Raw genomic sequence first — 25,973 nt, forward strand, 5'->3', positions numbered from 1 at the left:
ATCCGGCTCGTTTGATCTGCGCGTTTTTCTCACTTGGTTGAGGAAATTGAAATGACAGAAGCAATCCAGGCAGTCGCAGCGGAAGCTGTCAAAGCCACCCAGGCCACCGCGCCGGCCGCACAGCCGCAGGCGACCGCGTTCGAGGTGCATCAGTTCTCGGACGCGTATGCCGCCCGCAATGCCGCGTCGGTCGGCAACCAGACGGCGACGGCGAACGTCGGTGCCGTGCAGGGGCCGTCGGAAGGCATGCGCTCGCTGGTCTCGTTCGCCGAGAACCTCAACAGCGGCGCCAACGACATCGGCGCCCTGGCCGAGAAGATGAAGAGCCCCGAGTTCGCGGCCACGCCCAGCGCCATGATCGAGATGACGGTGGCGTGCCAGGAGTTCATGCTCAAGGCGCAGCTGACCTCCAGCGTCGCCAACCGCACCTCGGACGGCATCCAGCAGCTGTTCCGTCAGCAGTCGTAAGAGGACATGGGGACGGGCATGAAATCGTCGTCATGGCGGCTGTTGTCGCGGATGCCGTCGTCGCGGATGCTGCGGCCGCAAGCCTGGGTCGTGGCACTGTGCGCATGCCTGCTGCTGGCGGCCTGCAGCAAGTCGGCGCTGTATAGCGATCTCGACGAGCAGCAGGCCAACCAGGTGATGGCGGCGCTGCTCGGCGCCGGCATCGATGCCTCCAAGGAACCTTCGCTCAGCAGCAAGGAGCGCTGGGAAGTCAGCATCTCGCAGAGCGACTTCCCCAGTGCGATGCAGGTGCTCAACGCCAACGGCCTGCCGCGCCGCCGCTCCGAGTCGATGGGCGAACTCTTCAAGAAGGAGAGCTTCGCGTCCTCGGCGCTGGAGGAGAAGGCGCGCTACATCTACGGCCTTGAGGAAGGCATGCGGCAGAAGCTGCTCAAGGTCAACGGCGTGGTCGATGCGGAAGTGTCGATCGCCCTGCCGGACCGCGAACCGCTCAGCGGCGAGACGCCCGACTCCTCGGCCTCGGTGATGATCTTCCATCGTCCCGATGTCAACCTGAGCGATCGCGAGACCGACCTGAAGGTCTACATCAAGGACGGCATCGCCGGCCTGAAGGACGTCAACAAGGTCACGATCAAGTTCTTCCCGGTGGGACAGAAGCAGGCCTCGCAGAAGATCGCCCGCAGCGGCTCGATGCCGGCCGCCCTGTCCTCGATCAGCCCGCTGGCGATCGGCATCACCGCCGGCGTCGTGCTGCTGCTGGCCATCGGCATCGCCCTGATCGCGCGCCTGCGCGGCGGCGGCAAGGCGCAACCGAAACAGCCGGAAACGGCACCGGTGTGGAAGGGGTGAGCAAACGCACGCTTTGCGCGGCACCGCCGCGCAGCGTTTGCGAACGCCCGGCCATGAACGGCCGGGCCGGACAGCCCGAAGCCAGACGAGTTGCGCCATGGATGGCAGCGCAGAACGAACCGAAGCCGGAACGTGCCGCCATGGACGGCAACAGAAATCAGGAAGAAGAGACGGACGCCCTCAAAGCGTCCGTTATGTTCTCGAAGCCCCGCTCGATAGCGGGGCCGCACGGCTCCGCAAGCCGCATCACGACGCAAAGCGACACAAAGAACCGCACAGGTAACCCCCAATGACGCTCCAGGCACTCCTCGAAGGCATCGATACCGAATGGTATCGATACACCGGTGCCGGAACGGGTGGTACCGCCGACGACCTCGACCCAAAACTTCTGCAACGCGCACACGAGAGCGATCTCGGCCAGCGCCTGCTGGCGCGCTGGCTGGTGACCGGCCCCGCGCCGTACCTGTTCGCGCCGCGCGCCGACGGCGGCATCTCCAAGCTCGCGGCGCTGTGGCCGCGCGAACGTCTGGCCGTGCTGATCCGCGATCTGGGCGTGCTCGCCTACGCCCCGGCGATCCGCTCCGAAGTCGGGCGCGAGCCGGTGCGCATCCTCAAGCGCGCGCTCGGCAACAGCTATCTCCTCGCACTCGACAAGGCGGTCTGGGACGGCCACGTCGACAAGGCCGTCGCGACACGGCTGCGCACCGAACTGCACGCCACGCTGGCGGTATCGGCGCAGGACGACGATGCGCTGCACGCGCTGCTCGACGCCCAGGGCCGCGGCGAGTTGCGCGCCTGGGCGATGGCGCGCGATCCCGCCTTCGCCGACTGGGTGATGCTGCAATGGCCGCGCGAGGACGTGGTGCCCGCCCACCTGCCGGAGAAGCAGGTGATCTTCCTCACCGGCCATCACGAAAAACGCACGGGAACCCAGTAACACGATGTCGTCCGAATCCAACACCACCCCTGCTTACGCTACCTCGCGCGCCACGGCCGTCGTGTTCGAGCGCAAGCAGTACGAGCGCACGCTCACCGGCAACGTCGTGCCGGCCGAGGACTGGGCGCACCTGGACGAACTCGACACGCTGCTGGCCCGCGTCAACGCACTCTACGACCAGGCCGCCGCGGAAGTCGCGCAGGCGCGCGAGCAAGGCCATGCCGCCGGCTTCGCCGAAGGCCTGAAGCGCGTCGAGCAGCAGATGACCGAACAGCTGGCCGCGCTCAACGAGCGGCGTGCGCGCGTGCTGGCCGAAGCCAGCGGTCGCGTGGTCGATCTCGCTTGTGCGATCGTTGCGCGCATCGCGCCCGGCTTCGACGCCAGGACCGTGGTGCCGCCGATGGTGATGCGCGCGGTGGAAGCGGCGCAGGCCGAACAGTTCCTGCTGATCCGCGTGCATCCGTCGGTGCGCGAGAGCGTCGCCGCCGGTCTCGGCGCGGTGCGTCAGGCGCATCCGGCGGTCGGCGTGATCGAACTGGTCGACGATCTCAGCCTCGATCCGCTCAGCTGCGTCGTCGTGTCGGAAGCCGGCGAAGTGCGTGCCGGCGTGGCGCAGCAGATCGAAGCCATCCGCACCGCGCTCGCCAATGCCGCCGGTGGGCAACATTCCGGATAAGCACGATGAGTACCGATAAAGCCGCGGACAAGTCCATCGCTCCCCCTGCTCTGGTCGCTGAAGGGCAGCTCGCCGGTTTCGACGCCGACGACCCGCTGTTCGGCGCGCTGGCCAAGGCGCATTCGCTCTCGATCGAGCGCGTCGGCCGCGTCGCCGAAGCCTACGGCACGCTGATCCGCGCCACCGGCCTGAAGGCCTCGATCGGCGAGTTGTGCCACTTGAGAAACCCGCCGGGCGCCGGCGATCCCAATTTCCGGCTCGCCGCCGAAGTGGTCGGCGTGTCCAAGCAACTCACGCTGCTCACGCCGCTCGGTCCGCTCGATGGCATCGCCGCGACCACCGAAGTCGTCGCCAGCGGTCAGCAGGCGGCGGTGCGCGCCGGCCCCGGCCTGCTTGGCCGCATCCTCGACGCGCACGGCGAACCGATCGACGGCAAGGGCACGATCGGCCCGTCGGTGCCGGTGCCGATCTACGCGGCCTCGCCCAATCCGCTGTCGCGCAACCTGATCGAACGCCCCTTCTCCACCGGTGTGCGCGCCATCGACGCGACGATGACCGCCGGCGAAGGCCAGCGCATCGGCATCTTCGCCGTCGCCGGCGGCGGCAAGAGCACCCTGCTCGGCATGCTGGCGCGCGGCGGCAACGCCGACGTCAACGTGATCGTGCTGGTCGGCGAGCGTGGCCGCGAGGTCAACGAATTCATCCACGACAATCTCGGCGCGGCCGGCCTGGCGAAGTCGGTGATCGTCGTCGCCACCTCCGATCGTCCCGCGCTGGAGCGCAGCCGCGCCGCCTGGGTCGGCACCGCGATCGCCGAATACTTCCGCGACAAGGGCAGCCGCGTGCTGCTGCTGATGGACTCGGTGACGCGCTTCGCGCGCGCGCTGCGCGACGTCGGTCTCGCCATCGGCGAACCGCCGGCGCGACGCGGCTTCCCGCCGTCGGTATTTTCCGCGATGCCGCGCCTGTTCGAGCGCGCCGGCAACAACGACAAGGGCTCGATCACCGCCTTCTACACCGTGCTGGCCGAGGACGAGGACGGCGGCGATCCGATCGTCGAGGAAGTGCGTTCGATCCTCGACGGACACATCGTGCTCTCGCGCAAGCTCGCCGCCGCGTATCACTACCCGGCCATCGACGTGCTCACGTCCCTGAGCCGCACCATGCCGCGCGTGGTCGATCAGGCCCATCTGCGCGCCGCCGGCCAGCTGCGCAAATACCTCGCCAAGTTCAACGACATCGAACTGCTGCTGCAGCTGGGCGAATACAAGCGCGGCACCGATCCGGATGCCGACATCGCCATCGACAAGATCGGCCCGATCCGCAAGCTGCTGCAGCAGTCGGCGACCGAACTGGTGCCGTTCGCGCAGTCGTCCGAGGCGTTGCGCAGGTTGTTCGCATGACCAAGCGCTACCCGCTCGCCACGCTGCTCCGCCTGCGCGAACACCGCACCGAGACCGCGCGCCTGTACGTGCTGGAATGCCAGCGCGTGGTCGCGGCCTGTCGCGAAGCCTGCACCGCGATCGAAGGCGAGATCCGCAACCTGCACGCCACGCGCAACGACCAGCGCCGCCGCCTGCTTGATCCGCCGCCGCCCGGTGTCGCCTGGCCGATCGCGCTGGAGCAGCGCGAGGCGCACATCGAACTGCTCGCCAATCACATCGTCCTCGCGCAGCAGCGCCTGGCCCAGGCGCAGCAGAAACTGCGCGAGGCCGAGCAGGTGCTTGCCGACGCCCGCACCGCCTTCTTCCGCGCCAAGGCGCGCCAGGAAGCGCTGGAAAAGCGCCGGGACACCTGGCGCGGCGAACAGCGCGCGCTGGAAGCGCGGGTGGAGGAAGCCGTCGCCGAGGACCTGCTGGCCAGCGCCCGGCATCTGCAGTTGAGTGAAGGAGGAGACCATCGATGAGCATCGATCGCAGCGACGACCGGCGCAGTGAGGCCGCTCGCGTCCGTCACCAGCAGGCACTCGACCGCGCCGAGCGCATCGGCAACGAGCAGCACCGCGCACAGCAGGCCAGCGCCGAAAGCGTCGACCGCTTCCGCGCCGCCCTGCAACGCCAGGCCGAGCCGCCGCCGCCGAAGGCGCCGCGCACGGGACAGCAATCCGAAACCAGTGCCACCAACCGGCAGAACGCGGTGCGCCAGGAGCAGCAAGGCCTGGCGAACACGAAGACCGAACAGAGCAAGCTCACCGAGCGGCTGGCCGCCCAGGGGCAGGAGAGCGAAAGCGCCGAGCGGCAGGCCGCCGTCTCACAGCGGATGGACGACCACGAAATCCATCGCAAGGGCGGCGGACGGGATGCGTCCTCGCAATCGGACGCCTCCACCGACGTCGCCAGCCTCTGGCAGGCCCAGATGGCCCTGCGCGGCGATGCCGGGCCGCCCCCGACCGCGCCCACGCCCGTGAACACGCAGGTCTTCGCCGAACTGATCCAGAGACACGTCCGCCAGATGGCTGCCAGCGACAGCGCCGACAAGCACAGCGACGGCCAGGTGCTGCTGCGCATGTCCGACGCCACCCTGCCGGGCACCGACCTGCTGCTCAGCAAGACCGCCACCGGCTGGGTGCTGCGCGCGGATTCGCGCTCCCGCGACAGCTACGACGCGATCCGCCGCGCCGCGCCGGAGCTGGCCAAGCGGTTCGCCGACAGCGAGCTGGGCGAATTGATCGTCGATCCGCATTTCCACACCTGATTCGCGGGAATGTGCGCGGGAATGGGAATGCTGCGGTGCAAAACATCTGCCGGCTCATCCCTAGGGCTCACCCTAGGTACCAAAGCGCGAACTTCTCTGCTTAACTTGCCTCAACACGGTCCGGGGGGATTCGCCATCCAGGCGTCCCCGGCCCTTCCCGGAGCTGAGTCCTGATGGCACCCACCAACCGCCGCCCAGTGCCTCGCAAGCGCCCCGCCTCGCGGGCAGGCTTGCTTGAGCGCGCCCGGCAGGGGGGCGTCGCCGAAGCCGCCAACGTGGCGGAGGATGCTCCACAGAACGATCAAGAGCAGCAGCTGCGCGACGCCCTGCGCCGCAAGATCGAAGCCACGCTGCAGGACAACCCCGATCTCGACGAGCAGGGCCGTGATTTCCTGCTCGACCACCTGCTGCATGCGGTGGAAAGCGCGCCGATCGAGCCGACGCTAGTCACCCGGCCCGATCGCGGCCAATGGGTCCAGATGCTCGATGGCCTGCGCGAATCTGGCTTCGCCGAAGATGGCGATGTCGCCGCGCTGATCCGGCAGTTCGACGAGGCGATGCAGCCGCTCGACAAGCCGGAAGTGAAACTGGCCGTCGAATTCGCCAAGCGCTGCGAACAGGACGGTGAAGAGAAGGCGCTGGCTTGGCTGGAGGCGCAGCGCGACGCCGCCGCGCAGTCCAAGCAGGCCACGTCTTCTGGCCTTCAGGATGCACGCGTTCAACCTAGAAAACCGAATTTGAGGCGGACACGCACCTCGCGTGGACCTCCGGTCTGATCGAGCAAGCCCGTCGCGCACGCGAGGGTTTACGCAATCCCGGATTCGCAACCAACTCAAATACACATCTCTAGGAGAAACAAAATGATCGAGAACAATGCCGACCGCGCCTATGCCTCCCTGCTCAACCACATCGCCATGTCGGGCAACGAGAAGTCGCGCGAGAGCAGCAGCGCCAACAGCGTCGCCAAGGGTTCCAAGTCTTGGCTCGCCGCGCTGGTGGAAGGCCTGAACAAGATGATCACCGAGTCGTGGAAGGACATGACCGCCGCTTCCAACGCGGTGACCAAGGATGATCCGGCCACCATGACCAACTTCCAGGTCAAGTCGCAGGAGTTCAGCCTGCTGATGAACACCGCGCAGACGGTCGTGAAGACCATCGGCGAAGCCAACACCAAGGCTGCCAGCAAGCAGTAATCCACTGCCGGGTTGTACGAAGGGCGGCCTCCGGGCCGCCCTTCTTTTTTGTGTCGCCGCAAATGCTTCGCATGATGCGGACGCGCTTCGCGCGCATGCGCGCGCGAACGCGAGGCACCGTGTATTCCAAAAAAGAAAAGCCGCCGCGCTCAGCGGCGGCGCATTCTCCGCGCCACCCACCAGGCGACCGCGAAGCTGACGCAGCCGAGCGCGATCAGGCCGCCGGACATGCCGCGGCTGCTGCTGTCGCTGAAGATGCCGCCACCGCCGGGCATGAGCACGACGATCGCCAGGGCGATGCTGGCGTAGGCGACGATGCCCAGGATCCAGAACAGCCACTGCCAGGCCTGCGCGCCGTTGTCGCTGTCGGAATCGCGATTGAACAGCGAACGCGCGCGCGAATGCTCCGAGAAGGGGCCGGACTTGTTGCGCGCACGCCGGCGCCATCCGGTGACGATCGTGTTGCCTTGCGCCTGCAGTTCGCCGCGCACGCCGGGGACGCGATCGTTGGCCGGCAACGTCACGCCGCGCGGATCGATGGCGGGAGAAACGGCCATCGTCGCGCCGGCGGCGACGCCCGGAAGCGCCAGGGTCGGCGGCAGGTTCATCGCGGGATTCGTGGGCAGCGCATCCGGGCGCAGCGAGGCGGCCAACTGCTCGACGCCAGCGGCGGTGCCCGGCGCGATGAGGTGCGCGGAGGTCGCTGTCTGGACCAGCATCGGTGTCGCCGGTCCCTGGATGGGTTGCGCCGTGGCCGTGGCGACCGTGGAGGCGGTCGCGGTGGTGGCGCCCGGTGCCGCCGGGGCGGTGGGCGCGTTGGCGGGCGTCGACAGGCTCGGCGCGTTCGCCGTCGTCACCTGTCCGCTCTGGCTCGGTGCGAGCAGTCTCGCGTCGGAGGTGCCCAGCGGCGCGGAGGTCTGCGATTCGCGCGAGAACGCGGCGTAGAGGTTCTGCGCCTGCGACTCGAAGCTGCTGCGCGCAGGGCTGCCGGCGTCGCCCAGAGGATTCCCGCGAGAGGTGTCGGGATTCGAAGGATTGAAGTCGGGATCGCCGTTGCGCGGCGTCTGCACCACGCCGTCGTCGACGTCATACGGCGAGTTTGGTGAATTTGGCGAATTCGGATTGGGCGAATCGACGCGATGCGGACCGCCCCGATCGCTGGGCAGGTTGTTCAACAATCCCGGGGGAATTTGCGGGGGGCCGACGCCATCGGGGCCTGACATGTCGCACCTCCAAGGCGTGCGCAGGGCGGATGCACGCCACGCCAGCCTAGTCCTGTCGCTGGTGCGATTCACCTAGGGAAAACCCTAGTCGAAACCCCATGCTCACGTGCCGTTCGTGCGGCGGCCGCAGCGGCTCTGAAGTCGGTTGGACGACTCGACGGCCGGGCAAAAGAAAGGGAGACCCGGAGGGTCTCCCTAAAAATATCCGGCTCTCGCCGGAGGACTTTCGGTTGTGGCATGGCCCCGGACGAGCCGGGCGCGAGCAGACTAACGCGGCGCCATAGTTAATGCAATACCTGAAGTAAAATCTCTCAACTTATTGAATTGATTAATTTCTCAAGTCAAGTGCCTGGCGCTTGGCGTCGCGGCGGGCGGCCCGTGGCTGGTCCCAGGCGTTGTTGAACAGGGCCGGCTCCCAGCCGCCGTAGCTGGGGTTGGGCAGCATCCACCAGCGCTCGCCGAACCAGTCGTGGTACTGGTCGAGCAGCTTGGTGCGATCGGCGGGGGTGTTGGCGAGGATCTGCACGAAGTCGCCGAGCTGGTCGCCGAACTGCATCAGCACGCGGTAGCGCTGCCCGGCCAGGCGGCGGCGGCAGTTCTTCTCGCTGCCGTTCTGCTCGCAATCCTTCACGAAGGTGCCCAGGCCGAGGAACACGTCGTCGCTCGCCACCGGCATGCCGACCGCCTTCAGGTTGGCGAGGGTCGCCTCCTTCAGGTGCACGGCGCGGTTGGACAGGTACAGGATGGTCACGCCGCGCGCCTGCGCGGCCTTGGCGAAATCGACCACGCCGGGGACCGGCTTGGCCTTCTTCTCGGCGACCCACTGGTCCCAGGTCACCTCGTCGTATTCCTTGCCGCCCGTCACCAGACGCGCCTGGTAGGGCGCGTTGTCGAGCACGGTCTCGTCGATGTCCATGATGACGGCGGGCTTCAGATCGGAAAGCTTGAGATCGGCCGTCTTGCCGGCGTTGTCGCGCTCCTCCGGCACCAGGGCGTCCCAGTTCTTTTCCTTCAGCGCGACGTCGAGCCTGTCGGCGGCGGCGCGGTAGATGGTCTCGGCGCTGGCCCGGTACTCCTCCGAGCGCTGCATCCACAGCACCGCGTTGAGGTTGTCATCGGCCGAGGCGGCATCGGCCTTGGCGGCGGTCGCGGCGGGCTTGGTTTCCGCGGCGGCGGCGCCCTGCGGCGCGGTGTACGAGGCCGGTTTGCAGGCGGCCAGGGCCAGGGCCAGCAGGGAAATGGTCGCCAGGGTGGGGCGCATCGCGAGCTCCGATCGGGAAAATCGCGCGAGTTTAGCGGAGCCGGGCGGCCGGGACGTGTCAGTCGGGCGCCGGTTTTGCCGTTGGTATCCAGGGATGGGGGATTTCACCCCCGGATGTCTGGCGCGCCGCGGTCCAGTCCCGCGTTGCGCCGTTCCAGGGATTTGGATTTAGCATGGCCGCAACGGGGTGACTGGCCGATATGCGCAAAGCAGATGCCACGCGTGTTCCGGGGCGCAGGCTGATGATGATCAGGCTCGCGACGATGGCGTTGTGCGCATTGACCGCTTCCTGCGCGAGCCATGTGGAGGACAAGAGCATGCAAACCACCAGCGAAACTTCGGCCGCGGCGATCAGTTCCGAAGCCATCGGCGCCAAGCTGCTGCGGCTGATCGACAGCATCCGCGACAGGCAGGACCTCGCCCCCGCGCGCATCGAGGAAGTGACGGGACTGACGCTGTCGGAGGAATCCGGCACCGTCTATCTCCACGGCACGCGCGGACAGATCACCCGGGACTGGAGCTTCCGCCTCGGCACCCTGGCCAGTGGCGAGGGCGGCGCCGACAGCCTGCTGTTCTCGATCAACAACGCCGATGGCGACGGCGTCGACCGCACGGCGGTCTGCCAGCCGGATTTCGAGGCCTACAAGTCGGCGCTGCAGGCCAGCGGCTTCTCACCGACGCCGGTCCCCGGTGAACGCGGCGGCACGCGTTTCTGGGAGTTCAGGCGCGATCAGGTCACCGTGCGCATCCAGACCATCGGCGAGAGCGCGGCGCGGCCGGAGCACGCCTGCGTGAGCACCATCTCCGTCAGCACCCGTTCCGACGGGACATAGGAGAGACGCCATGGCCACGGATCAGGACCTGAAAAAAATGCTCGACGACTGGGAGGCCCGCATGGGGGCCGACAGCAAGCTCGTCGATCAGATCAACCTCTACCGGAAGGACGCCTACGACCAGCTCGGAACGGCGGCGAAGGATCGCGTCTTCCTCGGCACCGACGAGGCCACGCGCAAGGCCAATGCGGCCACGGTGCGCAAGTCCACCGAGGAAGCGATCAAATCCTCGCCGGAGCTGAAGGCCGACTTCATCAAGGAGATCGGCGACGGCCGCATCAAGAAGATCGAGATCGGCTCCAAGGACATGGGCGCGGGCGGCGCCTACGACGGCAAGAACGACCTGATGTACATCAACCCGGCGATCGCACTGATCGCCGCGAAGAAAGGCCCCGCGCGCAACGAGCTGATCGGCATCATCGGCCACGAGCTCGACCATTCGCAGGAACGCGACAAGGGACGCACCGCCGACAAGGCCTTCATCACCGAAGCTGAGAAGATCCTCAACGACGGCAAGCAGGCCCACGACTTCACCAAGGTCATCGGCGACAAGGTGGCCGAGCGCAGCGCGTCCGAATCACGTGCGCACCTGGAGTACTACAACAGCATTGTGCTGTCGCTGGACAAGAAGGACCGCACCGAGGCGAAGATCTTCGCCGCGATCCCGGACGATCGCAAAAAGGATTTCTTCGACGTCGACAAGGGCAAGCTGCATCCGGGGCTCACCATTTCCCCGCCCGGCAGCGGGCTGCTGCCGCAGACCGACGACAACATCAAGGTGCTGCAGAAAACGTTCTTCGAACGTCCGCAATTCGGGGCGAGCAATCGCGAGACCTACAAGCAGCAGGTTGCCACCGAACTGGTGCGGACCATCCTCGATGTCGACAAGGCCAAGGACATCACGATCAACCTCAAGCAGATGGGCGTCGACTACAACGCGATCCAGCCCCACCTGAAATTCGCCGACGGCAAGCCGCGCACCTTCTACGACAACAGCGACGGCACCAAGATCAAGCTGGACACCGACAAGCCGCATTCCCTCGTGCCGCCCAAGGCGATTCCCGTGTCGCCGGTTCCGGGCATGCTTCCGGGTGGTGGGTTCCCGGGCGGTCTGCCGCAGCGCCTGCCGCTGTCGGCCGAAGCCGTGTCGGGATCGCAGGCGCATCCGCTGTACGCGCAAGCGCTGGAGCGCGTGCAGGCGCTGGGGCCGCAGGCCGGCGGCTACCGCAACGCGCAGGAGATGGAGCGCGTTGCGGGCGCACTGGCGGCGCAGGCGCAGTCGAACCATCTGCCTTCGATCACGGCGGTCGTGGCGAGCACCGATGGCAAGGGCCTGATCGCGGCATGGACGAATCCCGACAATCCGCTGGACACGAATCGTGTCTATCAGGAGAAGACGCAGGCCGCCGCGCAGCCTCTGGAACAGAGCCTGCAGCAGCTGAAAGCGGGAGCGCAGGCGGGACCCGTTTCACCTCAACAGACTGAATCGCAGGTGCAGGGCTTCTCCCGCTGACGATCCTGCGATGACGCGCCCTGCCGAGCGTGGCCGGGCGCGGAATCCGCGACGAGCGAGTCAGTCGCGCGGCCGTTCGCTGATCAACCGGGTGAGCATGTCGATCTGTCGCTGCTGATCGGCCAGCAGCGACTGCATCTGCTCGTTGCGCATCTGATCGAGTTTCTCGTGCAGCGCCATGATCTCGATCTCCGCTTTCAGATTGATCTCGTAATCGAGTTCGGCGGCGATGCGGTCCTTCGTCGCCTGACGGTTCTGGCTCATCATGATGATCGGTGCCTGCGCGGCCGCCAGCATCGACAACATCAGATTGAGAAAGATGAAGGGGTAGGGATCGAACGGCCGGCTCAGCAGCCAGACATTGGCGCCGGCCCATGCCACCAGGAAACCGGCGAACAACATGAGAAACGTCCACGAGCCCCCGAACATGGCGACCTTGTCGGCCAGCCATTCGCCGAACGTCACTTCGTCGGGCTTGTGCGATCTGCGCGAGATCGGTTTGCGTTCGAGCGCGTGGCGCAGAACGCGCTTCTCGGACTCGGACAGCTTGTTGGTCGTCTTGCCGAGCCAGCGCTCGGCGGCATGCGTGACATCGTGATCGGAAATCGCCATGACCGTGTCCACGCCGGGCGGATGGGCCGGCATGGCGGCTATTGTGCGCGGCCGTCATCGTAATGGCGCGTTCGGCTTCCTCAGGCCGGGAGCGTTCCCGCATGCCTGGATCACGGGCATGCCCGCCGGTTCAGGCGATCTTCTCGATCCTCGCCTTCTGGCAGAGCGGATAGCTGTCGACGAACGGCAGGATCAGCTTCTTCATCGTGTCGAAGGATGGGCCGTACAGATAGAACGCGGTCTCGCGCGGCCCCTGCCACCAGCTGTGGATGCCGCCTTCCCCGCCGAGTGCATCCTCGAGTTCGTTGTAGACCACGTTCGAATCGTATTTCGCGTAAATCTCCTCGGGCAGGTCGGTGCCGTTGAGATAGAGCGCGAGGCCTTCGTTGACGCCGAACGCAACCGGCTGCGCGACGCCCGAGACCGACAATCGCGACCCTTTCGGGGCGCCGAGCCGTTCCAGCGTGTGCGAGATGAGCGCGATCGTTTCCGTGGAGGCGTTGGTCACCTGGATTTCCACGTCGCAGCATTCGATCTCGCCGCCGGTTCCCTGCAGCGTGCCGCCACCCGAGATTTCGCCGACATTGTGTTGCTTCAGAACCGCGTCGAGCGGATCTTCGTAGCGCTCGTGCCGGTGCATCGGCTGGATGCGCGCGTTGAGCGTCGCCACGATGACATCGGGCGTGGCCTTCTTCTTGCCGAACAGCTTGCCAAGCATGGATCGCCCCCAAGGCGTGATGGTGTCCGCTCTCTTGTGTCCGTGATGCTTACTGCATGCGCATCACGCGCGGCGCCGGTTCCTCGTTCGGCGACGGCAATGCGATCGGGTCGTGGCTGCGAGGTGTCTGGGCGGGCGATTGCTGCGCCTGCCAGAGTGCCTGGCCTTCGGCGCGGAATGCCTGTCCGTCCGGCGATTGCGCCAGTGCGGTCATCGCGTGCCGCATCGCCGCGGGATCGCCGATCGCATCCAACAGGCTGTTGACGTGCGGGTTGCCGGTTCTGGCTGGCGCATTCGCCGGTGTGTTCGTCGGCGCGGATGGTGTGTCGCGTGCGAGATCCGGCTGCTGGCGCCCGGGGCCGGTGTGGTAACCCTGGATGCCGCCCTGGCCGAGCGCATCGCGCAGATTGATCGAGAGCGTGGGGCTGTTCGAGTCGCGCGATTCGCCGACGTTGTTATGCCCCCACGGATTGCGCAATTGCAGGATGGCTTCGCCGTTGCGATCGCGCGTGACACCTTCGACCATGTAAGCGTGCCCGTCCGCCAGGCCGTCCTGTCCTCGCCCTGGCATGGTGGCGAGCGTCACCGGCTGTCCCCGTGCGAGCGCGTCCTCGATGTCGCGCGCCATCGCATTGGCCTGTGCGGGCGGTGGCGCTGGTTGAAAATGACCATAGTCGCCGGTCAGGGTGAACGAGCCGAGACTTGGGACCGCGCCGAACGGGTTGCCTTGCGCGTCGACATTGCCTTGAAGCCATCGATAGCCTTCATCCAGCCCGTCCCGGCCGCCACGCTGGCGCGCCTGGATGGCGGCGGCCGTCTCGATCACCGCCGGCCAGATCGGGTTGTCGCGCACACCGTAACGATCGTTCGTGACGGCGCCGCCGCCCTGACGCACGAGATCATCCATCGCCTGCAAGGCGTTGTCGGTGCCGCTGCCGCCGTTCCTGCGCAGGTTGTCGCGCAGCGCGTCCTGTGTGACGGTGATCGTCTCGGACGTCGGCACGCCGCCGGCGTTGCGGTAGAGCGTGACCTGGAAATTGCCGGTCGCCTGGTCGTAACGAATCGCCTGACGAATCCGATCCGGTTGCAGTTCGGCGAGCGATCCCATCGGGGCCATCAGATAACAGTCGCCGACCGCGTCCTGGCTGATGTCGCGCGCGCGCGGTCGTGGATCGTTCCTGTCGTAGAGATCAGCGTCGCTGAAGGTGATGCGCCGAGGATCGGCCATATCGCAAGTCCTTATGTCAATGGGTGTCCAGTGCGCTGTTTTTACAACAAAAGCGCACCAGTTGTAACCGGGGCGACGCGGCGATCGCGTCGCCGGGGGAATTCGATCGGCGAATCCGGAACTGCGTCAACCCGCGTCCAGCATCGCCCTGATCGCAGCGAAGCCGACATCGGCACGTTCCTTCTTGCGCTCCGCGTCGGCCACCGGGTCCGCGCCGTCGCGCTGCAACTCGGCGGCCGGCAGTTCGTCGAAGAAGCGGCTGGGCGACAGACGCAGCTTGCTGCCCCAGCGCTGCGCCTCGCGCGAATGCGAGAGCCACAGCTGCTCCTTCGCGCGGGTGATGCCGACGTAGAGCAGTCGCCGCTCCTCATCGAGGCGGCCCTCGTCGATGCTGGCTTCGTGCGGCAGCGTGCCATCCTCGCAGCCGGCGATGAAGACATAGCGGAATTCCAGCCCCTTCGCCGCATGCAGGCTCATCAGCCGCACCTGATTGCCGGCGTCGTTCTTGTCAGCGTGGGTGAGCAGGGCGAGCGAGGCGGCGAGTTCGCCGGCGCTGGTGCCGCGCGCGCCCTCGAACCATTCGGCCAGTTCGTCGAGGTTGCCGCGACGAATCTGGAACAGCTGCTCGGTCTTGCACTGCGCGCGCAGCGCGTCGAGCAGGCCGGAACGTTCGTTGAGCTTGCGCACGAGGTCGGAGGGCGACAAGTGCGCCGCGTCACTGCGCAAGCCGCGCACGATGTCGACGAAACCGCTGAGCGCGTTCGCCGCGCGTGGTTGCAACTGCTTCAGCAGGCCCACCGACTCGGCCGCGCGCAAGAGCGGCATGTGCGCGTGCTGCGCGAGTTCGGCCAGCTTCGCCAGCGTGGTCGCGCCGACCTCGCGCTTGGGCGACTGCACCGCGCGCAGGAAGGCCGCGTCATCCTCGGGATTGACGATCAGGCGCAGCCACGACAACGCATCCTTCACCTCGCCGCGATCGAGGAAAGCGGTGCCGCCGGACAGGTGATAGGGCACGCGCAGCAGCTGCAGCGCCTTTTCCAGCGCGCGCGACTGATGATTGCCGCGGAACAGGATGCAGAATTCGCTCCACACCGCGTTGCGCGCGGTGTGCAGGAAGTGGATTTCGCCGGCGATGCGTTCGGCCTCGTGCGCGGAATCGCGGCATTCCCAGATGCGGATGCGTTCGCCATCGGCCTGCGCGCTCCACAGCGTCTTGGGATGCTCGTGCGGATTGTTCGCGATCAAGGCGTTGGCCGCGCGCAGCACGCGGTTGCTGCAGCGGTAGTTCTGTTCGAGCTTGACCACCTTCAGCGCCGGATAGTCGCGCGCCAGTTGCGACAGATTCTCCGGATTGGCGCCACGCCAGGCGTAGATGCTCTGGTCGTCGTCGCCCACGCAGGTGAAATTGCCCTTGCCGCCGGCCAGCGCCTTCAGCAGCCGGTACTGCGCGTCGTTGGTGTCCTGGCATTCGTCGACGAGCAGGTAGCCGATGCGCTCGCGCCACGCCAGGGCGCAATCCTCGTCGTTCTCCAGCAACTGCACGGGCAGGCGGATGAGATCGTCGAAATCGACCGCGTTGAAGGCCGACAGCCGTGCCTGATATTTGCCGTACAGCGCCGCCGCCTCGTGCTCGCGCGTGCTTTGCGCGCTTGCGAGCGCTTCTTCGGGCGACAGGCCGGCGTTCTTGGCGCGCGAGATCAGACCCTGCATGGCCTGCACCACGTCGGGTTTCGCGCCGGGCATCAGGTCCTTCAGCTGCGTCGCGGTGTCGTCGGCGTCAAAGATCGAGAAGCCGCGCTTGAGTCCGGCCTTCGCATGCTCGATCTGCAGCAGCTTCAAGCCGAGCGCGTGGAAGGTACAGATGGTCAGCCCTTCCGCCGCGTCGCCCTTGATGCGGCGGCCGACGCGCTCGCGCATTTCCTTCGCCGCCTTGTTGGTGAAGGTGATCGCGGCGATGCGCTTGGCGGGGTAGCGGCCGGATTGGATCAGGTGCGCGATCTTCTCGACGATCACGCGCGTCTTGCCGCTGCCGGCGCCTGCGAGCACCAGCATCGGGCCGTCGCAATGCGCGACCGCGGCGGATTGTTGGGGGTTGAGGCCGTGCATGGGAACTTCCGATCTATGCCATCAGTCTACAGACATGCGCGGCACCGGCCGCCTACGATGCGGTCGCCGGAAAAAGTCAAGGACAAGGAATGCTGGGGAGAGTCGCCATTTTCATGTTGAGCGCGCTGCTGGTCACGGGCGCCGCGACGGCCGCCGACAAGAAGAAGGCGCTGCCGCCCGATCCGCTCCAGGACCCGGTGATGATCACGGCCGGCTTTCTCAGCAGCCATCCTGATTTGCGCTATCGGCTGCTCGGGCTGGAAAGGCGCAAGCAGGAAAAGCTCGAGGACGCGCTGAAGTTCTTCCAGCGCGCCGCTTTCTATGCCGACAAGCCCTCGCAGGGCATGGTCGCGGAGATGCTGTGGAACGGGCAGGGCGCGCCGCAGGATCATGCGTTGGCCTACGCCTGGATGGATCTCGCCGCCGAGCGGGGCTACGAAGGGTTCCTCGGTTTGCGCGAGCGCTATTGGGGCGAACTGACCGAGGACGAACGCAAGCGCGCCATCGACGTTGGGCAGGCGCTCTACGCCAAATACGGCGACGCCGCCGCCAAGCCGCGCATCGCCACCGCGCTGCGCCGCGAGCGGCTGCGGATGACGGGAAGCCGCACCGGCTTCACCGGCAATCTGGAGATCTTCGTGCCGAGCCCCGGTGGCGGCACGGTCATCAGCGGGTCCAAGTTCTACGACAAGCGCTACTGGGACCCGAAGCTGTACCAGGAATGGCACGACGCCATCTGGGCGAAGCCGCGCATCGGCCGCGTCAGCGTCGGCGAGGTGGAGACGGTGAAGGAAGACGCGCCGCCGCTCAAGTCGCGCGTGCCGGACACCGCGCCCCAGGCCGACGCGCCGGAACCGGAAACGCCTGACGAGAAGCCCGACGAGAAGTGATCGGCCGCGGCGGACGTTAGAATCCGCCCCATGGCCAAGCTCTACTTCTACTACTCGGCGATGAACGCCGGAAAGACCACCACGCTGCTGCAATCCGCGCACAACTACCGCGAGCGCGGCATGCGGGTGATGATCCTGACACCGCGCCTGGACGATCGCGCCGGCAGTGGCACCGTCGCCTCGCGCATCGGTCTGCAGGCGCAGGGCGCGTCGTTCGATCGCGATGATGATCTGCAGCGGCGCATCCAGGACGACATCGCCGCGCACGGCGACCTGCATTGCGTGCTGGTGGACGAGGCGCAGTTCCTGAGCAAGGCGCAGGTGTGGCAGCTGAGCGAGGTGGTCGACACGCTGCGCATCCCGGTGCTGTGCTACGGCCTGCGCACGGATTTTCGCGGTGAGCTGTTCGAGGGCAGCCAATATCTGTTGGCCTGGGCCGACGAACTGTCCGAGATCAAGACCATCTGCCACACCGGCAAGAAGGCGACTATGACCGTGCGTGTGGACGACAGCGGCTACGCCGTGCAGGATGGGCCGCAGGTGGAGATCGGCGGCAACGAGCGCTACGTTTCGGTGAGCCGCGCCGAGTTCAAGAAGATCGTGCGCGGCGAGGGGCGTATCGAGCCGCTGCAACAACCGCTACCGCTTTGACCCGCGACACATGAACCGCCTGCTCGAAATCCGCACGTACCGCCTGAAGCCAGGCACGATCGACGATTTCCACGCGGCCATGCACGACAGCGCCGTGCCGATGCTCCGGGGCGCGGGCATGGACGTGATCGCCTACGGCCGCTCGGATCACGAAGAGGAAACCTATTTCCTGATCCGCGCCTACGACAGCCGCGAGGCGCTGGAGGCGGAGCAAGGCCGCTTCTATGGTTCGGAGGCATGGCGGCAAGGCCCGAGAGAAGCGCTCGTCAGCAGGATCGAGACCTACGTGAACACGTTGCTGTGGGCCGCGCCGGAAGCGGTGGACAGCCTGCGTGCGCTGAACGGACCGGCCTGAGGATCGCCCGCCGGCGCACGCCAGCCGCCGGTCAGGGCAATACCAGGATGTCCTCCCAGTCCGAAGCGGTCTGGTTGCGCAAGGCATCCGCCAGCGCCGGGAACGGATCGACGAAGGCGTCATCCGAGAGCTGGTCGATCGAGATCACCTTGCAGGTCGGCGTGGCGGTGTTCTCGCACCAGTAGGCGCCGGCGACCTGCGCATCGGGCACGTAGACCGCCTTCCAAGTCTGCGTCGGCACCACCACCTTGCCGCTGTTGATGGTGGTGGACATGCTGGCGAAGTCCGGGCCGGTGACGATGTAGACCTCGCCGTAGGTCTTGGCGAGGATGCGCACGGTGCTTTCGATCTGCGCCCAGACGCCGCGATTGAGCTTCGGCGTCTGCGGCACGACGTTGGCGATCGAGAAGGTTTCCTTCTGCGCCGTCGTAGTGGACGCGTCACCGGCGGGCATCATGTGGCCGCGGTCGTAGCCGCTGTTGGTGTAGCTCGAATGCGTGGTGGGGAAGCCGGCCTCGCTGGTGAAGTTCATGTCGATGCGGGTGATCGACTCCGCGCCGAGCACGCGTGCCTCGGTGAGGTGCTGCGCCGACCACAGATCGGTACCGGTCACCTTCGAGGCATACAGGTTGTATTCCTGCTTGCACAGCGACAGCGTTTCCGAGTTCATCTCCGAATTCAGGAGCACCGGCTTCTGGCCGCCCAGATACTCGTCGTTGGTGCTGCTGTCGCAGGTGATGGCCTGCGCCGAATGCGCGGCGAGCCAGAGCCCGAGGATCGAAAGCACTCTTGCGGCTGAGTTCACGAGCAACCTCTGCGGACTTGGTCAGAGTCCGCAGCGTGCCGTTCTCATGAGAAACCGAGATGACAATTTGTTGTCGAAACGATGACGAAACGCCGACGCATCAGCGCTGGCAGCGTCGACACCACACCGTCGCGCGCTGGCCGATCGTGGTCAGCGTCAACGCGCGTCCGCAGGTCTTGCATGGCTCGCCTTCGCGTCCGTACACCGACAATTCCTGTTCGAAATAACCCGGCGCGCCATCCGGGCTGAGGAAATCGCGCAGCGTCGTGCCGCCGCGCGTGATCGCGTACTGCAGGATGCGGCGGATGCTCTCGGCGATGCGCAGATAGCTCTCGCGCGAAACGCGCCCGGCCGCGCGCAGCGGCGACACGCCGGCCGCGAACAGCGCCTCGGCGACGTAGATGTTGCCCACGCCCACCACCACGCGCTGGTCCATCAGGAAGACTTTCACCGGCGCCTTGCGGCCGCGGCTGAGCGCGAACAAATACTCCCCGTCGAAGGCATCGGACAACGGTTCGGGGCCGAGATCGCGCAACAGTTCGTGCGTCGTTCCTGGTGGTTGCCAGAGCAGGCAGCCGAAGCGGCGCGGATCGTTGAAGCGCAGCACGCGGCGCGGGGAGCCGTTCGCGGCATCGAGCGCGACGTCGACGTGATCGTGCGTGGTCACCGCCGTGCTCGGCGGCAGCACGCGCAGGCTGCCGGACATGCCCAGATGCAGCAGCGCGCTGCCCACCTCGGTGTCGAGCAATAGATACTTGGCGCGCCGCCGCACCGCGTTGATGCGCTGGCCGGGCAACAGTTCGGACACCTCGCGCGGAATTGGCCAGCGCAGATCCGGCCGCCGCAGCACGACTTCGCGCACGCGTCGCCCTTCGACGTGCGGCGCGAGGCCGCGGCGGGTGGTTTCGACTTCGGGCAGCTCAGGCATCGACAGGTCTCGCGCCGGCATCGATCACGACCGCGCCGGCAGGTCCGCGGCCCTCATGGTCGCGATCGTCGTAATCCAGGATCGCGCCGAAGGCTTGCGACAGCCGTTCGGCCGTCAGCACGTGTTCGCGCGGTCCGTCGTCCAGTACCTGGCCTTCGCTCAGCAGCACGACGTGGTTGATCTCGGGGATCAGTTCTTCGAGGTGGTGCGTCACCAGGACCAGCGTGATGCCGTCCCGGGCGAGCGCACGCAACGTCTGCAGCAGGCGATGACGGGCGACGAGGTCCAGCCCGGTCGTCGGTTCGTCCAGCAGCAAGGCGCGCGGCTCATGCACCAGCGCGCGTGCGACCAGCACGCGACGCGCTTCGCCGGTCGACAGCGTCGCGTATTCGCGCCCGGCCAGAGGCAACGCGTCCACGCGCGCGAGCGCCTCGCGGGCGCGATCGCGCATCGCGGCCGTGACCGTGTGCGGCTCCGGCGCTGACAACCGCGCCTCGAAGGCGCCGAGGACAACATCTTCCACGCGCAGGCCGGGCAACGACGACAGGTCGTCATGGATCGCGCCGGTAACGATGCCGAGTCGCGACCGAATCTCGCGCACGTCCCACAAATGCATGCCCAGGAGGCGCGCCGCGGGGCGGCCGTCGTCGTGCGCCAGCGGATACAGCTCGCGCGTGATCAGCTTGATCAGCGTCGACTTGCCGCAGCCGTTCGGCCCGAGGATCGCGGTGTGCCGGCCGGGCGGAATCCGCAGCGACACCTCCCGCAGCGCGAGACGGGCGCCGCGCATCACGCTGGCGCGATCGAGTTCGATCAGCGGCGGAGCGGGGAGGTGCGTGGCGTCGGCGGGCATGGCTGGGAGATGAAGGCGCAGTCGGGAAATCGCAACATCCCTATTAGACTCGGATCGCCAGTCGCCATCGACGGGTATCGCATCCATGCGAAACAAGCCGGCCACCGCTGCGTCCACCGCGCCCTCCGGCCAGCCGCCGGGTCTGGCCCTGCACGCCTACGCCGCGGCCGAACTCGATGCCGCCATCGCCGGCCTGGGGCGCCACGGCCATCGCCTGCACGCGGGCGTGCACCATGCCCGCAAGGGCTTGCGGCGCACCCGTGCGGTGCTGCTCCTTGGCGGCGAGGCCCTCGGTGAGGGTGCCCGCCTGTTGGCGCGCGAACTGGCCCGCGTGAACCACGGCCTCTCCGCCCTGCGCGACGCCCACGCCCTGATCGAGACCCTCGACCGCCGTATCGCCAGGCATCCGGACGCGGAAACCCGCCCCCTGCTGCGTCGCGTCCGCGCCATCGCGGTGCGGCGGCGGACGGAACGCCTGCGCGCCGAACTCGACGCCGACCCCGCCCTGATCGCGCGCCGGCAGACCCTGCAGGTGCTGTGGGCCGGCCTGGACGCCCTGCCCTGGGCCGCCCTCCAGCCCGCCCGCCTGCAACGCGCCCTGGCCGAAAGCGCTGTCCATGCCGACCGGGCGCACGCGCGCGTGCACGCCAGCGGGGACGAGGCCGACTGGCACCGCTGGCGCCGCCGCATGCGCCGCCTGTCGCAACAGCTGCGCGCCGCCAAGGCCGCGGGCCTGGCGTTTACCGCGCCGCGCGCCTTCGACAAGTCCCTCACCGAGCAGCTGGGCGTCGCGCAGGACCTGCGGCTCCTGCTCGAGCAGGCCAAGGGCGGCCTGCCGCTCGAAAAAGCCGACCGGATCGCCCTCCGCCGCTATGCCAAGGCCGCCCTGGCCAGGCAGCAGCGCCGCATCGCCGCCATCGAACGCGCGGTCGAACCGCCGCCAATTCCCGCCGAGCCCCCCGCTACGCCGGATCCCCGAAAATCCGACTGAATCTCCGCTGGCACCGTACCCCGACGCACGGATGGAAAACCGTCACGGCGGTGGCATGATGTCCGTGGGACACTCGACGGCCTTGCCTGTCCTGTCCACCCCGCTGCCGTCATTTGACCGTGTTCCTGGAGCTGTAATGCCCACCTCTTTGCTCGACTTCCTCGCCGGCGGCCTCACGCAGGCCGGTCCCTGGACCCTGGTGATCTACTTCCTGATCGCCACCCAGCTGACGATCTTCTCCGTCACCCTGTACCTGCATCGCAGCCAGGCGCACCGCGGCGTCGACTTCCATCCCGTGCTCAATCACTTCTTCCGTTTCTGGACGTGGCTGACCACCTCGATGATCACCAAGGAGTGGGTGGCCATCCATCGCAAGCACCACGCCAAGTGCGAGACCGAGGACGACCCGCACAGCCCGATGTACAAGGGCATCAAGACCGTGTTCTGGCGCGGCGTCGAGCTGTACCGCGAAGCGCGCGCCCAGCGCGCCGACATCGAGCAGTACGGCAAGGGCGCGCCCAACGACTGGATCGAGCGCCACCTCTACACCCCGTTCGCCACCATGGGGCCGACGTTCCTGTTGTTTATCAGTTTCGCCCTGTTCGGCTTCAAGGGCGTGGCGATCTGGGCGATCCAGATGGCATGGATCCCGTTCTGGGCTGCCGGCGTCGTCAACGGCCTCGGCCACTGGTGGGGCTATCGCAACTTCGAGACCACCGACACCGCCACCAACCTCACCCCGTGGGGCGTGTGGATCGGCGGCGAGGAACTGCACAACAACCACCACGCCTTCCCCAGCTCGGCCAAGTTCGCCCTGCGCAAGTGGGAGTTCGACATCGGCTGGGCCGCGATCAAGCTGCTCGAGAAGGTGAAGCTGGCCAAGGTGCTGCGCGTGGCGCCCACACTCGATGTGCGCCCCAACATCCATGTACCGGATGGCGACACCATGAAGGCGCTGCTCGCCCACCGCTTCCAGGCCATGACCGACTACCAGCGCAACGTGCTGACCCCGGCCCTGCGCGAGGAAGCCCGCGCCGCCGGCGCCAAGCTGCGCGCCCTGCTGCCGCGCAAGCTGCGCAAGGGCATGGTCGACGACGGCCGCTGGCTGAAGCCGGACGCGCGCGAACAGCTGCGCACCTGGGTGGCCCAGCGTCCGCGCATCCGCACCCTGGTCGAGTACCGCGCCCGCCTGTCGGCGCTGCTCGAAGCGCGCACCCACAACGCCTCCGAATCCCTGCACAACCTGCAGGCCTGGTGCCGCGAGGCCGAGGCCAGCGGCATCCGTGCCCTGCAGGAATATTCGGCGCGGCTGAAGGGCTACTCGCTGCCCGCTCGCGCGTAAGCATGCGCGCATGTGACGCACGCACGAAGCCCGGCCATTGGCCGGGCTTTTTCGTGGGCGGAGTCTTGTTCGCGAGTGCGGTTTTGCCGATGGCGGGCGCCGCGCAGGCGCAGGTGAAGGCCACCGGCGACTATCTCTCCCGCATGGACACCGATCGCGATGGCCGCGTCTCGCTGGCCGAATATCAGGATTGGATGAGTTACGCCTTCGACGCCATGGATCGCGACCACAACGGCCAGCTCAGTGGCGCCGAGCTTCCGGGCGGCAAGGGCAGGCCGGTGTCGCGCGAGGATCATCGCGCGCGCATCGCCGACACCTTCTCCCGCCAGGATCGCAATCATGACGGGGCGCTGGATTCACGCGAATTGGCCGCGCCGCCACAGTGACACGGCCACGCGCGCATGGCCGGCGCACCTTCAGAAGCGGAACAGGTAGCCGACTGACACCCGGGTTTGCCGGGAGCGTTCGACCAGCGGGCTTTCCTTGATCTCGTCTCCGAATTCGGTCGCGGCCACATCCAGGAACAACGCATGCCGCTCGGCGGGGGAATAGTCCAGACGCAGGCCCGCCTCGACATTGACCGTGGCATCGCCCGCATAGGACGGGCGGGCCAGCGTGGCTTCTTCCGGGCGGACGCCGTAGTAATAGTCGACGTACTTGTCGTCGACCCATTCCGCCGCCAGCCGTGGCGTCAATCCGAAGCGACCCATGCCAAAGCGGCGCTCGGCCTGGATGCGGGCGCGTGAGCCCGAGCTCTTGTCCATGGCGTCCACCAGATACTCGGCGGAGATGTCCACGACCGGGCTGTTCCAGACGATCGCCGCGCCGGCCCAGACGCTGTCGTCGCGCTCTTCCATTCCCCGCAGATATTCGGAATCGTCGGGATCGTAGCCATCTAGGGCGTAGCGCGCCCGGACACGGAAGCTCAGGTCGTCGCTCTTGTTGATCTTGAAATCGAACCGCCCCGCGTTGAGCTCCATCCAGCGATTCTCGAAATAGACAATCGGCAGTGCCTTCGTTTCGTTGTCGTAGCCGCGATAAGGCCGGTCGATCACGGCCGCGCCCAGGCCAATCCCCCATTGCGAGGTGTTCGTTTCCGGAGCTTCGGCCTCCTGGGCGCGGGCGGGCATGGCCATGGCCAGTCCAGCGAAAAGGAGTCCGGACAGCCCCCAGACTGCGCTGTGCGGAAAACGGTGGGATCCCTCATGACGCATCTTTTAAATCCTCGATAGGGGCCGGCCATGGAGGGGCCGGCGAGCTGATGTCGGTTGTCCTGACCGCGGGCGGCCACCTCCGACCTGCAGAAGCGGCGGATGGGAGCGGGATTACTGACCGAGCGGACAGTAGGAATGCTAATCGCTATAATGACCGAGTGGTCATTAAAGGGGCGGGAGCGGTCGGTGGACGTTCAGGCTTTCGTGGTCGCGGGCCGCGGCGCCTTCTCGTACCCGGGCTTCAGGGCTGGCCGGGACAGGACTCGAATCGATCGGCCGCCGCGGCGGAGCGCCGAGGGCGGGAGCCGCCACCGACTACACTGGCTGGGGGAGACGTCGCTTGCCGCGTTGCAGACACCTTGGGCCTCCGGTCCCGGGAACGCGAGCAGTCGAACGAGGGAGCAGCGTGATGACGGCAAAGAAAGAGACGACACGGCCCGAAGCGGGGGGCGGCCAAAAGGCGAAGAGAACGCGGCTCTCCCCCGAGATCCGTCGCAAGCAGATCCTGGAAGCGGCGCTGGCCGAGTTCAGCACGCAGGGTTATGCCGCCACGAGCATTTCCAAGATCGCGCAACGCGTGGGCATTTCAAAAGCCAATGTCTACGTCCACTTCTCCAGCAAGGACGAAATCTTCGAGACCCTGCTCGCATCCCTGTCCTCGGTGGGAAAGGCGCAAGGCAACTGGTCGCAGATGCGGGACGCGCGGGACGTTCCGGGATTCATCGACAACCTGATCGATGTGACCTACGCATCCTTCACGCCCGAAGCCCTCGCCATCCTGCGGATGATCATTTCGGAAGGGCATCGCATCCCGGGCGGGATCCTGGCCAAATGGCATGAATCCAACTTGGGCGATCGCGCAAAGCGGCAGGCCATCATCGATGAGCAGGTGGCGATGGGTCACATGAAGCGTGGCCTGCTCAGTGAACATTTCCATTTCGCCATGACGCCGTTCGTCTACGCGGCCGTTGCAGCACTGATATTTGGCGACGCGGCCACCGAAGAAGTGGAGCGGATGAAAGGCACGCACCGCAAACTGCTGCACCAGCTTCTGGAGCCCTGACCGGTGAGCCGCGCATTCATGCCGCTCGCTGACCGGCGCTAAGATGATCGCGCAAGGGGCGAGCGGAGGCGGGGATGTGGAAGCGGGTGGTCGGCTATGGAGTGCTGTTGGCGGCGGGGACGCTGGCCCTGCAGTGGCTCGACTACGCACGCCTGGTGCGGATGCATTCGGGTGACATCTATTTGTTCCTGGTCGCGGTCACCTTCCTCGTGCTGGGCATCGTCTTGGGCGTGCGGGTCTTCGCCGCGCCGGCGCCGGTCGCCTTCGACGGCAACCCGAAGGCGCAGACGGCGCTGGGCCTGAGTGAGCGGGAACTGGAGGTGCTGCACGAACTGGCCGCCGGTCACTCCAACAAGGAGATCGCCGCGCACCTCCACGTTTCCCCGAACACGGTCAAGACGCACGTGGCGCGGCTGTTCGAGAAGCTGGGCGCGAGGCGGCGTACCGAGGCGATCCACCGGGCGCGCGAGCTGGGGATCGTGCCCTGACACCGGATTTTTCGGGTGAATCCACCGAAATCACCCGTTCGGGCGATTGCCTGACGGCACCGGATCGCGATCAATGGCGGCT

General features: G+C 66.9%; 31 protein-coding genes. 20 read left to right on the forward strand and 11 right to left on the reverse strand.

Annotated features, from left to right (window positions below; genetic code table 11):
* Positions 1 to 51 precede the first annotated feature (51 nt).
* The 10 genes from AC1RNP_RS02815 to AC1RNP_RS02860 all read left to right on the forward strand — a co-directional run bounded on the left by AC1RNP_RS02815 (position 52) and on the right by AC1RNP_RS02860 (position 6,817).
* Positions 52 to 468 carry an EscF/YscF/HrpA family type III secretion system needle major subunit gene (locus tag AC1RNP_RS02815; RefSeq protein WP_493049720.1) on the forward strand — a complete coding sequence of 139 codons (417 nt, stop codon included), beginning with the start codon at positions 52 to 54 and terminating at the stop codon, positions 466 to 468.
* An 18-nt stretch (positions 469 to 486) separates the two neighbouring features.
* Positions 487 to 1,317 (forward strand): type III secretion system inner membrane ring lipoprotein SctJ, encoded by an 831-nt coding sequence (gene sctJ, locus AC1RNP_RS02820; protein ID WP_493049721.1) that lies wholly within the window; start codon positions 487 to 489, stop codon positions 1,315 to 1,317.
* A complete protein-coding gene (locus AC1RNP_RS02825) occupies positions 1,314 to 1,610 on the forward strand; it encodes a hypothetical protein (RefSeq protein ID WP_493049722.1) in 297 nt (98 codons plus the stop codon). The genes sctJ and AC1RNP_RS02825 overlap by 4 nt, the downstream gene beginning before the upstream one ends.
* Positions 1,607 to 2,254: a hypothetical protein gene (locus tag AC1RNP_RS02830; protein WP_493049723.1), complete on the forward strand. Its 648-nt coding sequence runs from the start codon at positions 1,607 to 1,609 to the stop codon at positions 2,252 to 2,254. The genes AC1RNP_RS02825 and AC1RNP_RS02830 overlap by 4 nt, the downstream gene beginning before the upstream one ends.
* A gap of 4 nt (positions 2,255 to 2,258) precedes the next feature.
* Entirely contained in the window at positions 2,259 to 2,930 is a 672-nt protein-coding gene (locus AC1RNP_RS02835) for a FliH/SctL family protein (protein ID WP_493049724.1), read from the forward strand.
* 5 nt (positions 2,931 to 2,935) lie between these two features.
* Complete coding sequence (locus tag AC1RNP_RS02840; protein WP_493049725.1) at positions 2,936 to 4,333, forward strand: FliI/YscN family ATPase; 1,398 nt, start codon at positions 2,936 to 2,938, stop codon at positions 4,331 to 4,333.
* Positions 4,330 to 4,836 carry a hypothetical protein gene (locus tag AC1RNP_RS02845; RefSeq protein ID WP_493049726.1) on the forward strand — a complete coding sequence of 169 codons (507 nt, stop codon included), beginning with the start codon at positions 4,330 to 4,332 and terminating at the stop codon, positions 4,834 to 4,836. The genes AC1RNP_RS02840 and AC1RNP_RS02845 overlap by 4 nt, the downstream gene beginning before the upstream one ends.
* Entirely contained in the window at positions 4,833 to 5,624 is a 792-nt protein-coding gene (locus AC1RNP_RS02850; protein ID WP_493049727.1) for a hypothetical protein, read from the forward strand. Before AC1RNP_RS02845 ends, AC1RNP_RS02850 begins: the two co-directional genes overlap by 4 nt.
* A gap of 197 nt (positions 5,625 to 5,821) precedes the next feature.
* A complete protein-coding gene (locus tag AC1RNP_RS02855; protein WP_493049728.1) occupies positions 5,822 to 6,400 on the forward strand; it encodes a hypothetical protein in 579 nt (192 codons plus the stop codon).
* A gap of 84 nt (positions 6,401 to 6,484) precedes the next feature.
* A complete protein-coding gene (locus AC1RNP_RS02860) occupies positions 6,485 to 6,817 on the forward strand; it encodes an EscF/YscF/HrpA family type III secretion system needle major subunit (protein ID WP_226467207.1) in 333 nt (110 codons plus the stop codon).
* Between the two features lie 149 nt (positions 6,818 to 6,966).
* Here the strand turns inward: AC1RNP_RS02860 and AC1RNP_RS02865 are convergent, their stop codons facing one another.
* The 3 genes from AC1RNP_RS02865 to AC1RNP_RS02875 all read right to left on the reverse strand — a co-directional run bounded on the left by AC1RNP_RS02865 (position 6,967) and on the right by AC1RNP_RS02875 (position 9,620).
* Positions 6,967 to 8,040 (reverse strand): hypothetical protein, encoded by a 1,074-nt coding sequence (locus AC1RNP_RS02865; RefSeq protein ID WP_493049729.1) that lies wholly within the window; start codon positions 8,038 to 8,040, stop codon positions 6,967 to 6,969.
* Between the two features lie 328 nt (positions 8,041 to 8,368).
* Positions 8,369 to 9,301 carry a 5'-nucleotidase, lipoprotein e(P4) family gene (locus tag AC1RNP_RS02870; protein WP_493049730.1) on the reverse strand — a complete coding sequence of 311 codons (933 nt, stop codon included), beginning with the start codon at positions 9,299 to 9,301 and terminating at the stop codon, positions 8,369 to 8,371.
* A 58-nt stretch (positions 9,302 to 9,359) separates the two neighbouring features.
* Positions 9,360 to 9,620, reverse strand: coding sequence for a hypothetical protein (locus AC1RNP_RS02875; RefSeq protein WP_493049731.1), 261 nt, complete (start codon positions 9,618 to 9,620; stop codon positions 9,360 to 9,362).
* On the opposite strand from AC1RNP_RS02875, the gene AC1RNP_RS02880 reads away from it, so the two are divergent.
* Together AC1RNP_RS02880 and AC1RNP_RS02885 are read left to right on the forward strand one after the other, a co-directional pair.
* The gene (locus tag AC1RNP_RS02880) at positions 9,619 to 10,134 is read left to right on the forward strand and encodes a hypothetical protein (RefSeq protein WP_493049732.1); all 516 of its coding nucleotides are present in this window, start codon (positions 9,619 to 9,621) and stop codon (positions 10,132 to 10,134) included. The two genes, AC1RNP_RS02875 and AC1RNP_RS02880, sit on opposite strands and share 2 nt — an antisense overlap.
* Before the next feature lie 10 nt (positions 10,135 to 10,144).
* The gene (locus tag AC1RNP_RS02885) at positions 10,145 to 11,647 is read left to right on the forward strand and encodes an XVIPCD domain-containing protein (protein ID WP_493049733.1); all 1,503 of its coding nucleotides are present in this window, start codon (positions 10,145 to 10,147) and stop codon (positions 11,645 to 11,647) included.
* A gap of 60 nt (positions 11,648 to 11,707) precedes the next feature.
* Here the strand turns inward: AC1RNP_RS02885 and AC1RNP_RS02890 are convergent, their stop codons facing one another.
* The 4 genes from AC1RNP_RS02890 to AC1RNP_RS02905 form a co-directional block, all read right to left on the reverse strand.
* Complete coding sequence (locus tag AC1RNP_RS02890) at positions 11,708 to 12,292, reverse strand: DUF1003 domain-containing protein (protein ID WP_493049734.1); 585 nt, start codon at positions 12,290 to 12,292, stop codon at positions 11,708 to 11,710.
* A gap of 97 nt (positions 12,293 to 12,389) precedes the next feature.
* Positions 12,390 to 12,977 (reverse strand): hypothetical protein, encoded by a 588-nt coding sequence (locus AC1RNP_RS02895; protein WP_493049735.1) that lies wholly within the window; start codon positions 12,975 to 12,977, stop codon positions 12,390 to 12,392.
* A gap of 49 nt (positions 12,978 to 13,026) precedes the next feature.
* Complete coding sequence (locus AC1RNP_RS02900; protein ID WP_493049736.1) at positions 13,027 to 14,205, reverse strand: calpain family cysteine peptidase; 1,179 nt, start codon at positions 14,203 to 14,205, stop codon at positions 13,027 to 13,029.
* 126 nt (positions 14,206 to 14,331) lie between these two features.
* Positions 14,332 to 16,311: a UvrD-helicase domain-containing protein gene (locus tag AC1RNP_RS02905; RefSeq protein ID WP_493049737.1), complete on the reverse strand. Its 1,980-nt coding sequence runs from the start codon at positions 16,309 to 16,311 to the stop codon at positions 14,332 to 14,334.
* A 113-nt stretch (positions 16,312 to 16,424) separates the two neighbouring features.
* Here AC1RNP_RS02905 and AC1RNP_RS02910 point away from each other — a divergent pair, with 113 nt between their 5' ends.
* The 3 genes from AC1RNP_RS02910 to AC1RNP_RS02920 are packed head-to-tail and all read left to right on the forward strand — an operon-like array spanning position 16,425 to position 18,207.
* Positions 16,425 to 17,201 carry a hypothetical protein gene (locus AC1RNP_RS02910; protein WP_493049738.1) on the forward strand — a complete coding sequence of 259 codons (777 nt, stop codon included), beginning with the start codon at positions 16,425 to 16,427 and terminating at the stop codon, positions 17,199 to 17,201.
* A gap of 30 nt (positions 17,202 to 17,231) precedes the next feature.
* On the forward strand, positions 17,232 to 17,852 hold the full coding sequence (locus AC1RNP_RS02915; RefSeq protein ID WP_493049739.1) for a thymidine kinase: 621 nt from the start codon (positions 17,232 to 17,234) through the stop codon (positions 17,850 to 17,852).
* A 10-nt stretch (positions 17,853 to 17,862) separates the two neighbouring features.
* On the forward strand, positions 17,863 to 18,207 hold the full coding sequence (locus AC1RNP_RS02920; protein ID WP_493049740.1) for a putative quinol monooxygenase: 345 nt from the start codon (positions 17,863 to 17,865) through the stop codon (positions 18,205 to 18,207).
* 31 nt (positions 18,208 to 18,238) lie between these two features.
* Here AC1RNP_RS02920 and AC1RNP_RS02925 read toward each other — a convergent pair whose 3' ends face one another.
* From AC1RNP_RS02925 to AC1RNP_RS02935, 3 genes are all read right to left on the reverse strand, one after another.
* A complete protein-coding gene (locus AC1RNP_RS02925; RefSeq protein WP_493049741.1) occupies positions 18,239 to 19,012 on the reverse strand; it encodes a DNA/RNA non-specific endonuclease in 774 nt (257 codons plus the stop codon).
* A gap of 100 nt (positions 19,013 to 19,112) precedes the next feature.
* Positions 19,113 to 19,940, reverse strand: coding sequence for a bifunctional DNA-formamidopyrimidine glycosylase/DNA-(apurinic or apyrimidinic site) lyase (gene mutM, locus AC1RNP_RS02930; protein WP_493049742.1), 828 nt, complete (start codon positions 19,938 to 19,940; stop codon positions 19,113 to 19,115).
* The gene (locus tag AC1RNP_RS02935) at positions 19,933 to 20,793 is read right to left on the reverse strand and encodes an ABC transporter ATP-binding protein (protein ID WP_493049743.1); all 861 of its coding nucleotides are present in this window, start codon (positions 20,791 to 20,793) and stop codon (positions 19,933 to 19,935) included. Before AC1RNP_RS02935 ends, mutM begins: the two co-directional genes overlap by 8 nt.
* An 85-nt stretch (positions 20,794 to 20,878) precedes the next feature.
* Between AC1RNP_RS02935 and AC1RNP_RS02940 the strand changes: the two genes are divergently transcribed.
* From AC1RNP_RS02940 to AC1RNP_RS02950, 3 genes are all read left to right on the forward strand, one after another.
* Positions 20,879 to 21,784, forward strand: coding sequence for a CHAD domain-containing protein (locus tag AC1RNP_RS02940; protein WP_493049744.1), 906 nt, complete (start codon positions 20,879 to 20,881; stop codon positions 21,782 to 21,784).
* Between the two features lie 136 nt (positions 21,785 to 21,920).
* Positions 21,921 to 23,126: a DesA family fatty acid desaturase gene (locus AC1RNP_RS02945; RefSeq protein WP_493049745.1), complete on the forward strand. Its 1,206-nt coding sequence runs from the start codon at positions 21,921 to 21,923 to the stop codon at positions 23,124 to 23,126.
* 89 nt (positions 23,127 to 23,215) lie between these two features.
* Entirely contained in the window at positions 23,216 to 23,512 is a 297-nt protein-coding gene (locus tag AC1RNP_RS02950; protein ID WP_493049746.1) for an EF-hand domain-containing protein, read from the forward strand.
* A 30-nt stretch (positions 23,513 to 23,542) separates the two neighbouring features.
* Here AC1RNP_RS02950 and AC1RNP_RS02955 read toward each other — a convergent pair whose 3' ends face one another.
* Complete coding sequence (locus AC1RNP_RS02955; RefSeq protein WP_493049747.1) at positions 23,543 to 24,262, reverse strand: MipA/OmpV family protein; 720 nt, start codon at positions 24,260 to 24,262, stop codon at positions 23,543 to 23,545.
* Between the two features lie 487 nt (positions 24,263 to 24,749).
* On the opposite strand from AC1RNP_RS02955, the gene AC1RNP_RS02960 reads away from it, so the two are divergent.
* Both AC1RNP_RS02960 and AC1RNP_RS02965 read left to right on the forward strand, forming a co-directional pair.
* Positions 24,750 to 25,403, forward strand: coding sequence for a TetR/AcrR family transcriptional regulator (locus tag AC1RNP_RS02960; protein WP_493049748.1), 654 nt, complete (start codon positions 24,750 to 24,752; stop codon positions 25,401 to 25,403).
* Positions 25,404 to 25,477: 74 nt separating this feature from the next.
* Complete coding sequence (locus AC1RNP_RS02965) at positions 25,478 to 25,891, forward strand: helix-turn-helix transcriptional regulator (protein WP_493049749.1); 414 nt, start codon at positions 25,478 to 25,480, stop codon at positions 25,889 to 25,891.
* The last annotated feature ends 82 nt before the right edge of the window (positions 25,892 to 25,973 follow it).

Source organism: Luteimonas sp. GW821-FHT14E02, assembly GCF_058803905.1.

What these genes read in the sequence shown, in the direction of transcription:
- AC1RNP_RS02815 (WP_493049720.1), top strand. Translation starts at nt 52, where the DNA reads ATGACAGAAGCAATCCAGGCAGTCGCAGCGGAAGCTGTCAAAGCCACC.
- sctJ (WP_493049721.1), top strand. Translation starts at nt 487, where the DNA reads ATGAAATCGTCGTCATGGCGGCTGTTGTCGCGGATGCCGTCGTCGCGG.
- AC1RNP_RS02830 (WP_493049723.1), top strand. Translation starts at nt 1,607, where the DNA reads ATGACGCTCCAGGCACTCCTCGAAGGCATCGATACCGAATGGTATCGA.
- AC1RNP_RS02835 (WP_493049724.1), top strand. Translation starts at nt 2,259, where the DNA reads ATGTCGTCCGAATCCAACACCACCCCTGCTTACGCTACCTCGCGCGCC.
- AC1RNP_RS02840 (WP_493049725.1), top strand. Translation starts at nt 2,936, where the DNA reads ATGAGTACCGATAAAGCCGCGGACAAGTCCATCGCTCCCCCTGCTCTG.
- AC1RNP_RS02845 (WP_493049726.1), top strand. Translation starts at nt 4,330, where the DNA reads ATGACCAAGCGCTACCCGCTCGCCACGCTGCTCCGCCTGCGCGAACAC.
- AC1RNP_RS02850 (WP_493049727.1), top strand. Translation starts at nt 4,833, where the DNA reads ATGAGCATCGATCGCAGCGACGACCGGCGCAGTGAGGCCGCTCGCGTC.
- AC1RNP_RS02860 (WP_226467207.1), top strand. Translation starts at nt 6,485, where the DNA reads ATGATCGAGAACAATGCCGACCGCGCCTATGCCTCCCTGCTCAACCAC.
- AC1RNP_RS02865 (WP_493049729.1), bottom strand. Translation starts at nt 8,040, where the DNA reads ATGTCAGGCCCCGATGGCGTCGGCCCCCCGCAAATTCCCCCGGGATTG.
- AC1RNP_RS02870 (WP_493049730.1), bottom strand. Translation starts at nt 9,301, where the DNA reads ATGCGCCCCACCCTGGCGACCATTTCCCTGCTGGCCCTGGCCCTGGCC.
- AC1RNP_RS02880 (WP_493049732.1), top strand. Translation starts at nt 9,619, where the DNA reads ATGCAAACCACCAGCGAAACTTCGGCCGCGGCGATCAGTTCCGAAGCC.
- AC1RNP_RS02875 (WP_493049731.1), bottom strand. Translation starts at nt 9,620, where the DNA reads ATGCTCTTGTCCTCCACATGGCTCGCGCAGGAAGCGGTCAATGCGCAC.
- AC1RNP_RS02885 (WP_493049733.1), top strand. Translation starts at nt 10,145, where the DNA reads ATGGCCACGGATCAGGACCTGAAAAAAATGCTCGACGACTGGGAGGCC.
- AC1RNP_RS02890 (WP_493049734.1), bottom strand. Translation starts at nt 12,292, where the DNA reads ATGCCGGCCCATCCGCCCGGCGTGGACACGGTCATGGCGATTTCCGAT.
- AC1RNP_RS02895 (WP_493049735.1), bottom strand. Translation starts at nt 12,977, where the DNA reads ATGCTTGGCAAGCTGTTCGGCAAGAAGAAGGCCACGCCCGATGTCATC.
- AC1RNP_RS02900 (WP_493049736.1), bottom strand. Translation starts at nt 14,205, where the DNA reads ATGGCCGATCCTCGGCGCATCACCTTCAGCGACGCTGATCTCTACGAC.
- AC1RNP_RS02905 (WP_493049737.1), bottom strand. Translation starts at nt 16,311, where the DNA reads ATGCACGGCCTCAACCCCCAACAATCCGCCGCGGTCGCGCATTGCGAC.
- AC1RNP_RS02910 (WP_493049738.1), top strand. Translation starts at nt 16,425, where the DNA reads ATGTTGAGCGCGCTGCTGGTCACGGGCGCCGCGACGGCCGCCGACAAG.
- AC1RNP_RS02915 (WP_493049739.1), top strand. Translation starts at nt 17,232, where the DNA reads ATGGCCAAGCTCTACTTCTACTACTCGGCGATGAACGCCGGAAAGACC.
- AC1RNP_RS02920 (WP_493049740.1), top strand. Translation starts at nt 17,863, where the DNA reads ATGAACCGCCTGCTCGAAATCCGCACGTACCGCCTGAAGCCAGGCACG.
- mutM (WP_493049742.1), bottom strand. Translation starts at nt 19,940, where the DNA reads ATGCCTGAGCTGCCCGAAGTCGAAACCACCCGCCGCGGCCTCGCGCCG.
- AC1RNP_RS02935 (WP_493049743.1), bottom strand. Translation starts at nt 20,793, where the DNA reads ATGCCCGCCGACGCCACGCACCTCCCCGCTCCGCCGCTGATCGAACTC.
- AC1RNP_RS02940 (WP_493049744.1), top strand. Translation starts at nt 20,879, where the DNA reads ATGCGAAACAAGCCGGCCACCGCTGCGTCCACCGCGCCCTCCGGCCAG.
- AC1RNP_RS02945 (WP_493049745.1), top strand. Translation starts at nt 21,921, where the DNA reads ATGCCCACCTCTTTGCTCGACTTCCTCGCCGGCGGCCTCACGCAGGCC.
- AC1RNP_RS02950 (WP_493049746.1), top strand. Translation starts at nt 23,216, where the DNA reads ATGGCGGGCGCCGCGCAGGCGCAGGTGAAGGCCACCGGCGACTATCTC.
- AC1RNP_RS02955 (WP_493049747.1), bottom strand. Translation starts at nt 24,262, where the DNA reads ATGGCCATGCCCGCCCGCGCCCAGGAGGCCGAAGCTCCGGAAACGAAC.
- AC1RNP_RS02960 (WP_493049748.1), top strand. Translation starts at nt 24,750, where the DNA reads ATGACGGCAAAGAAAGAGACGACACGGCCCGAAGCGGGGGGCGGCCAA.
- AC1RNP_RS02965 (WP_493049749.1), top strand. Translation starts at nt 25,478, where the DNA reads ATGTGGAAGCGGGTGGTCGGCTATGGAGTGCTGTTGGCGGCGGGGACG.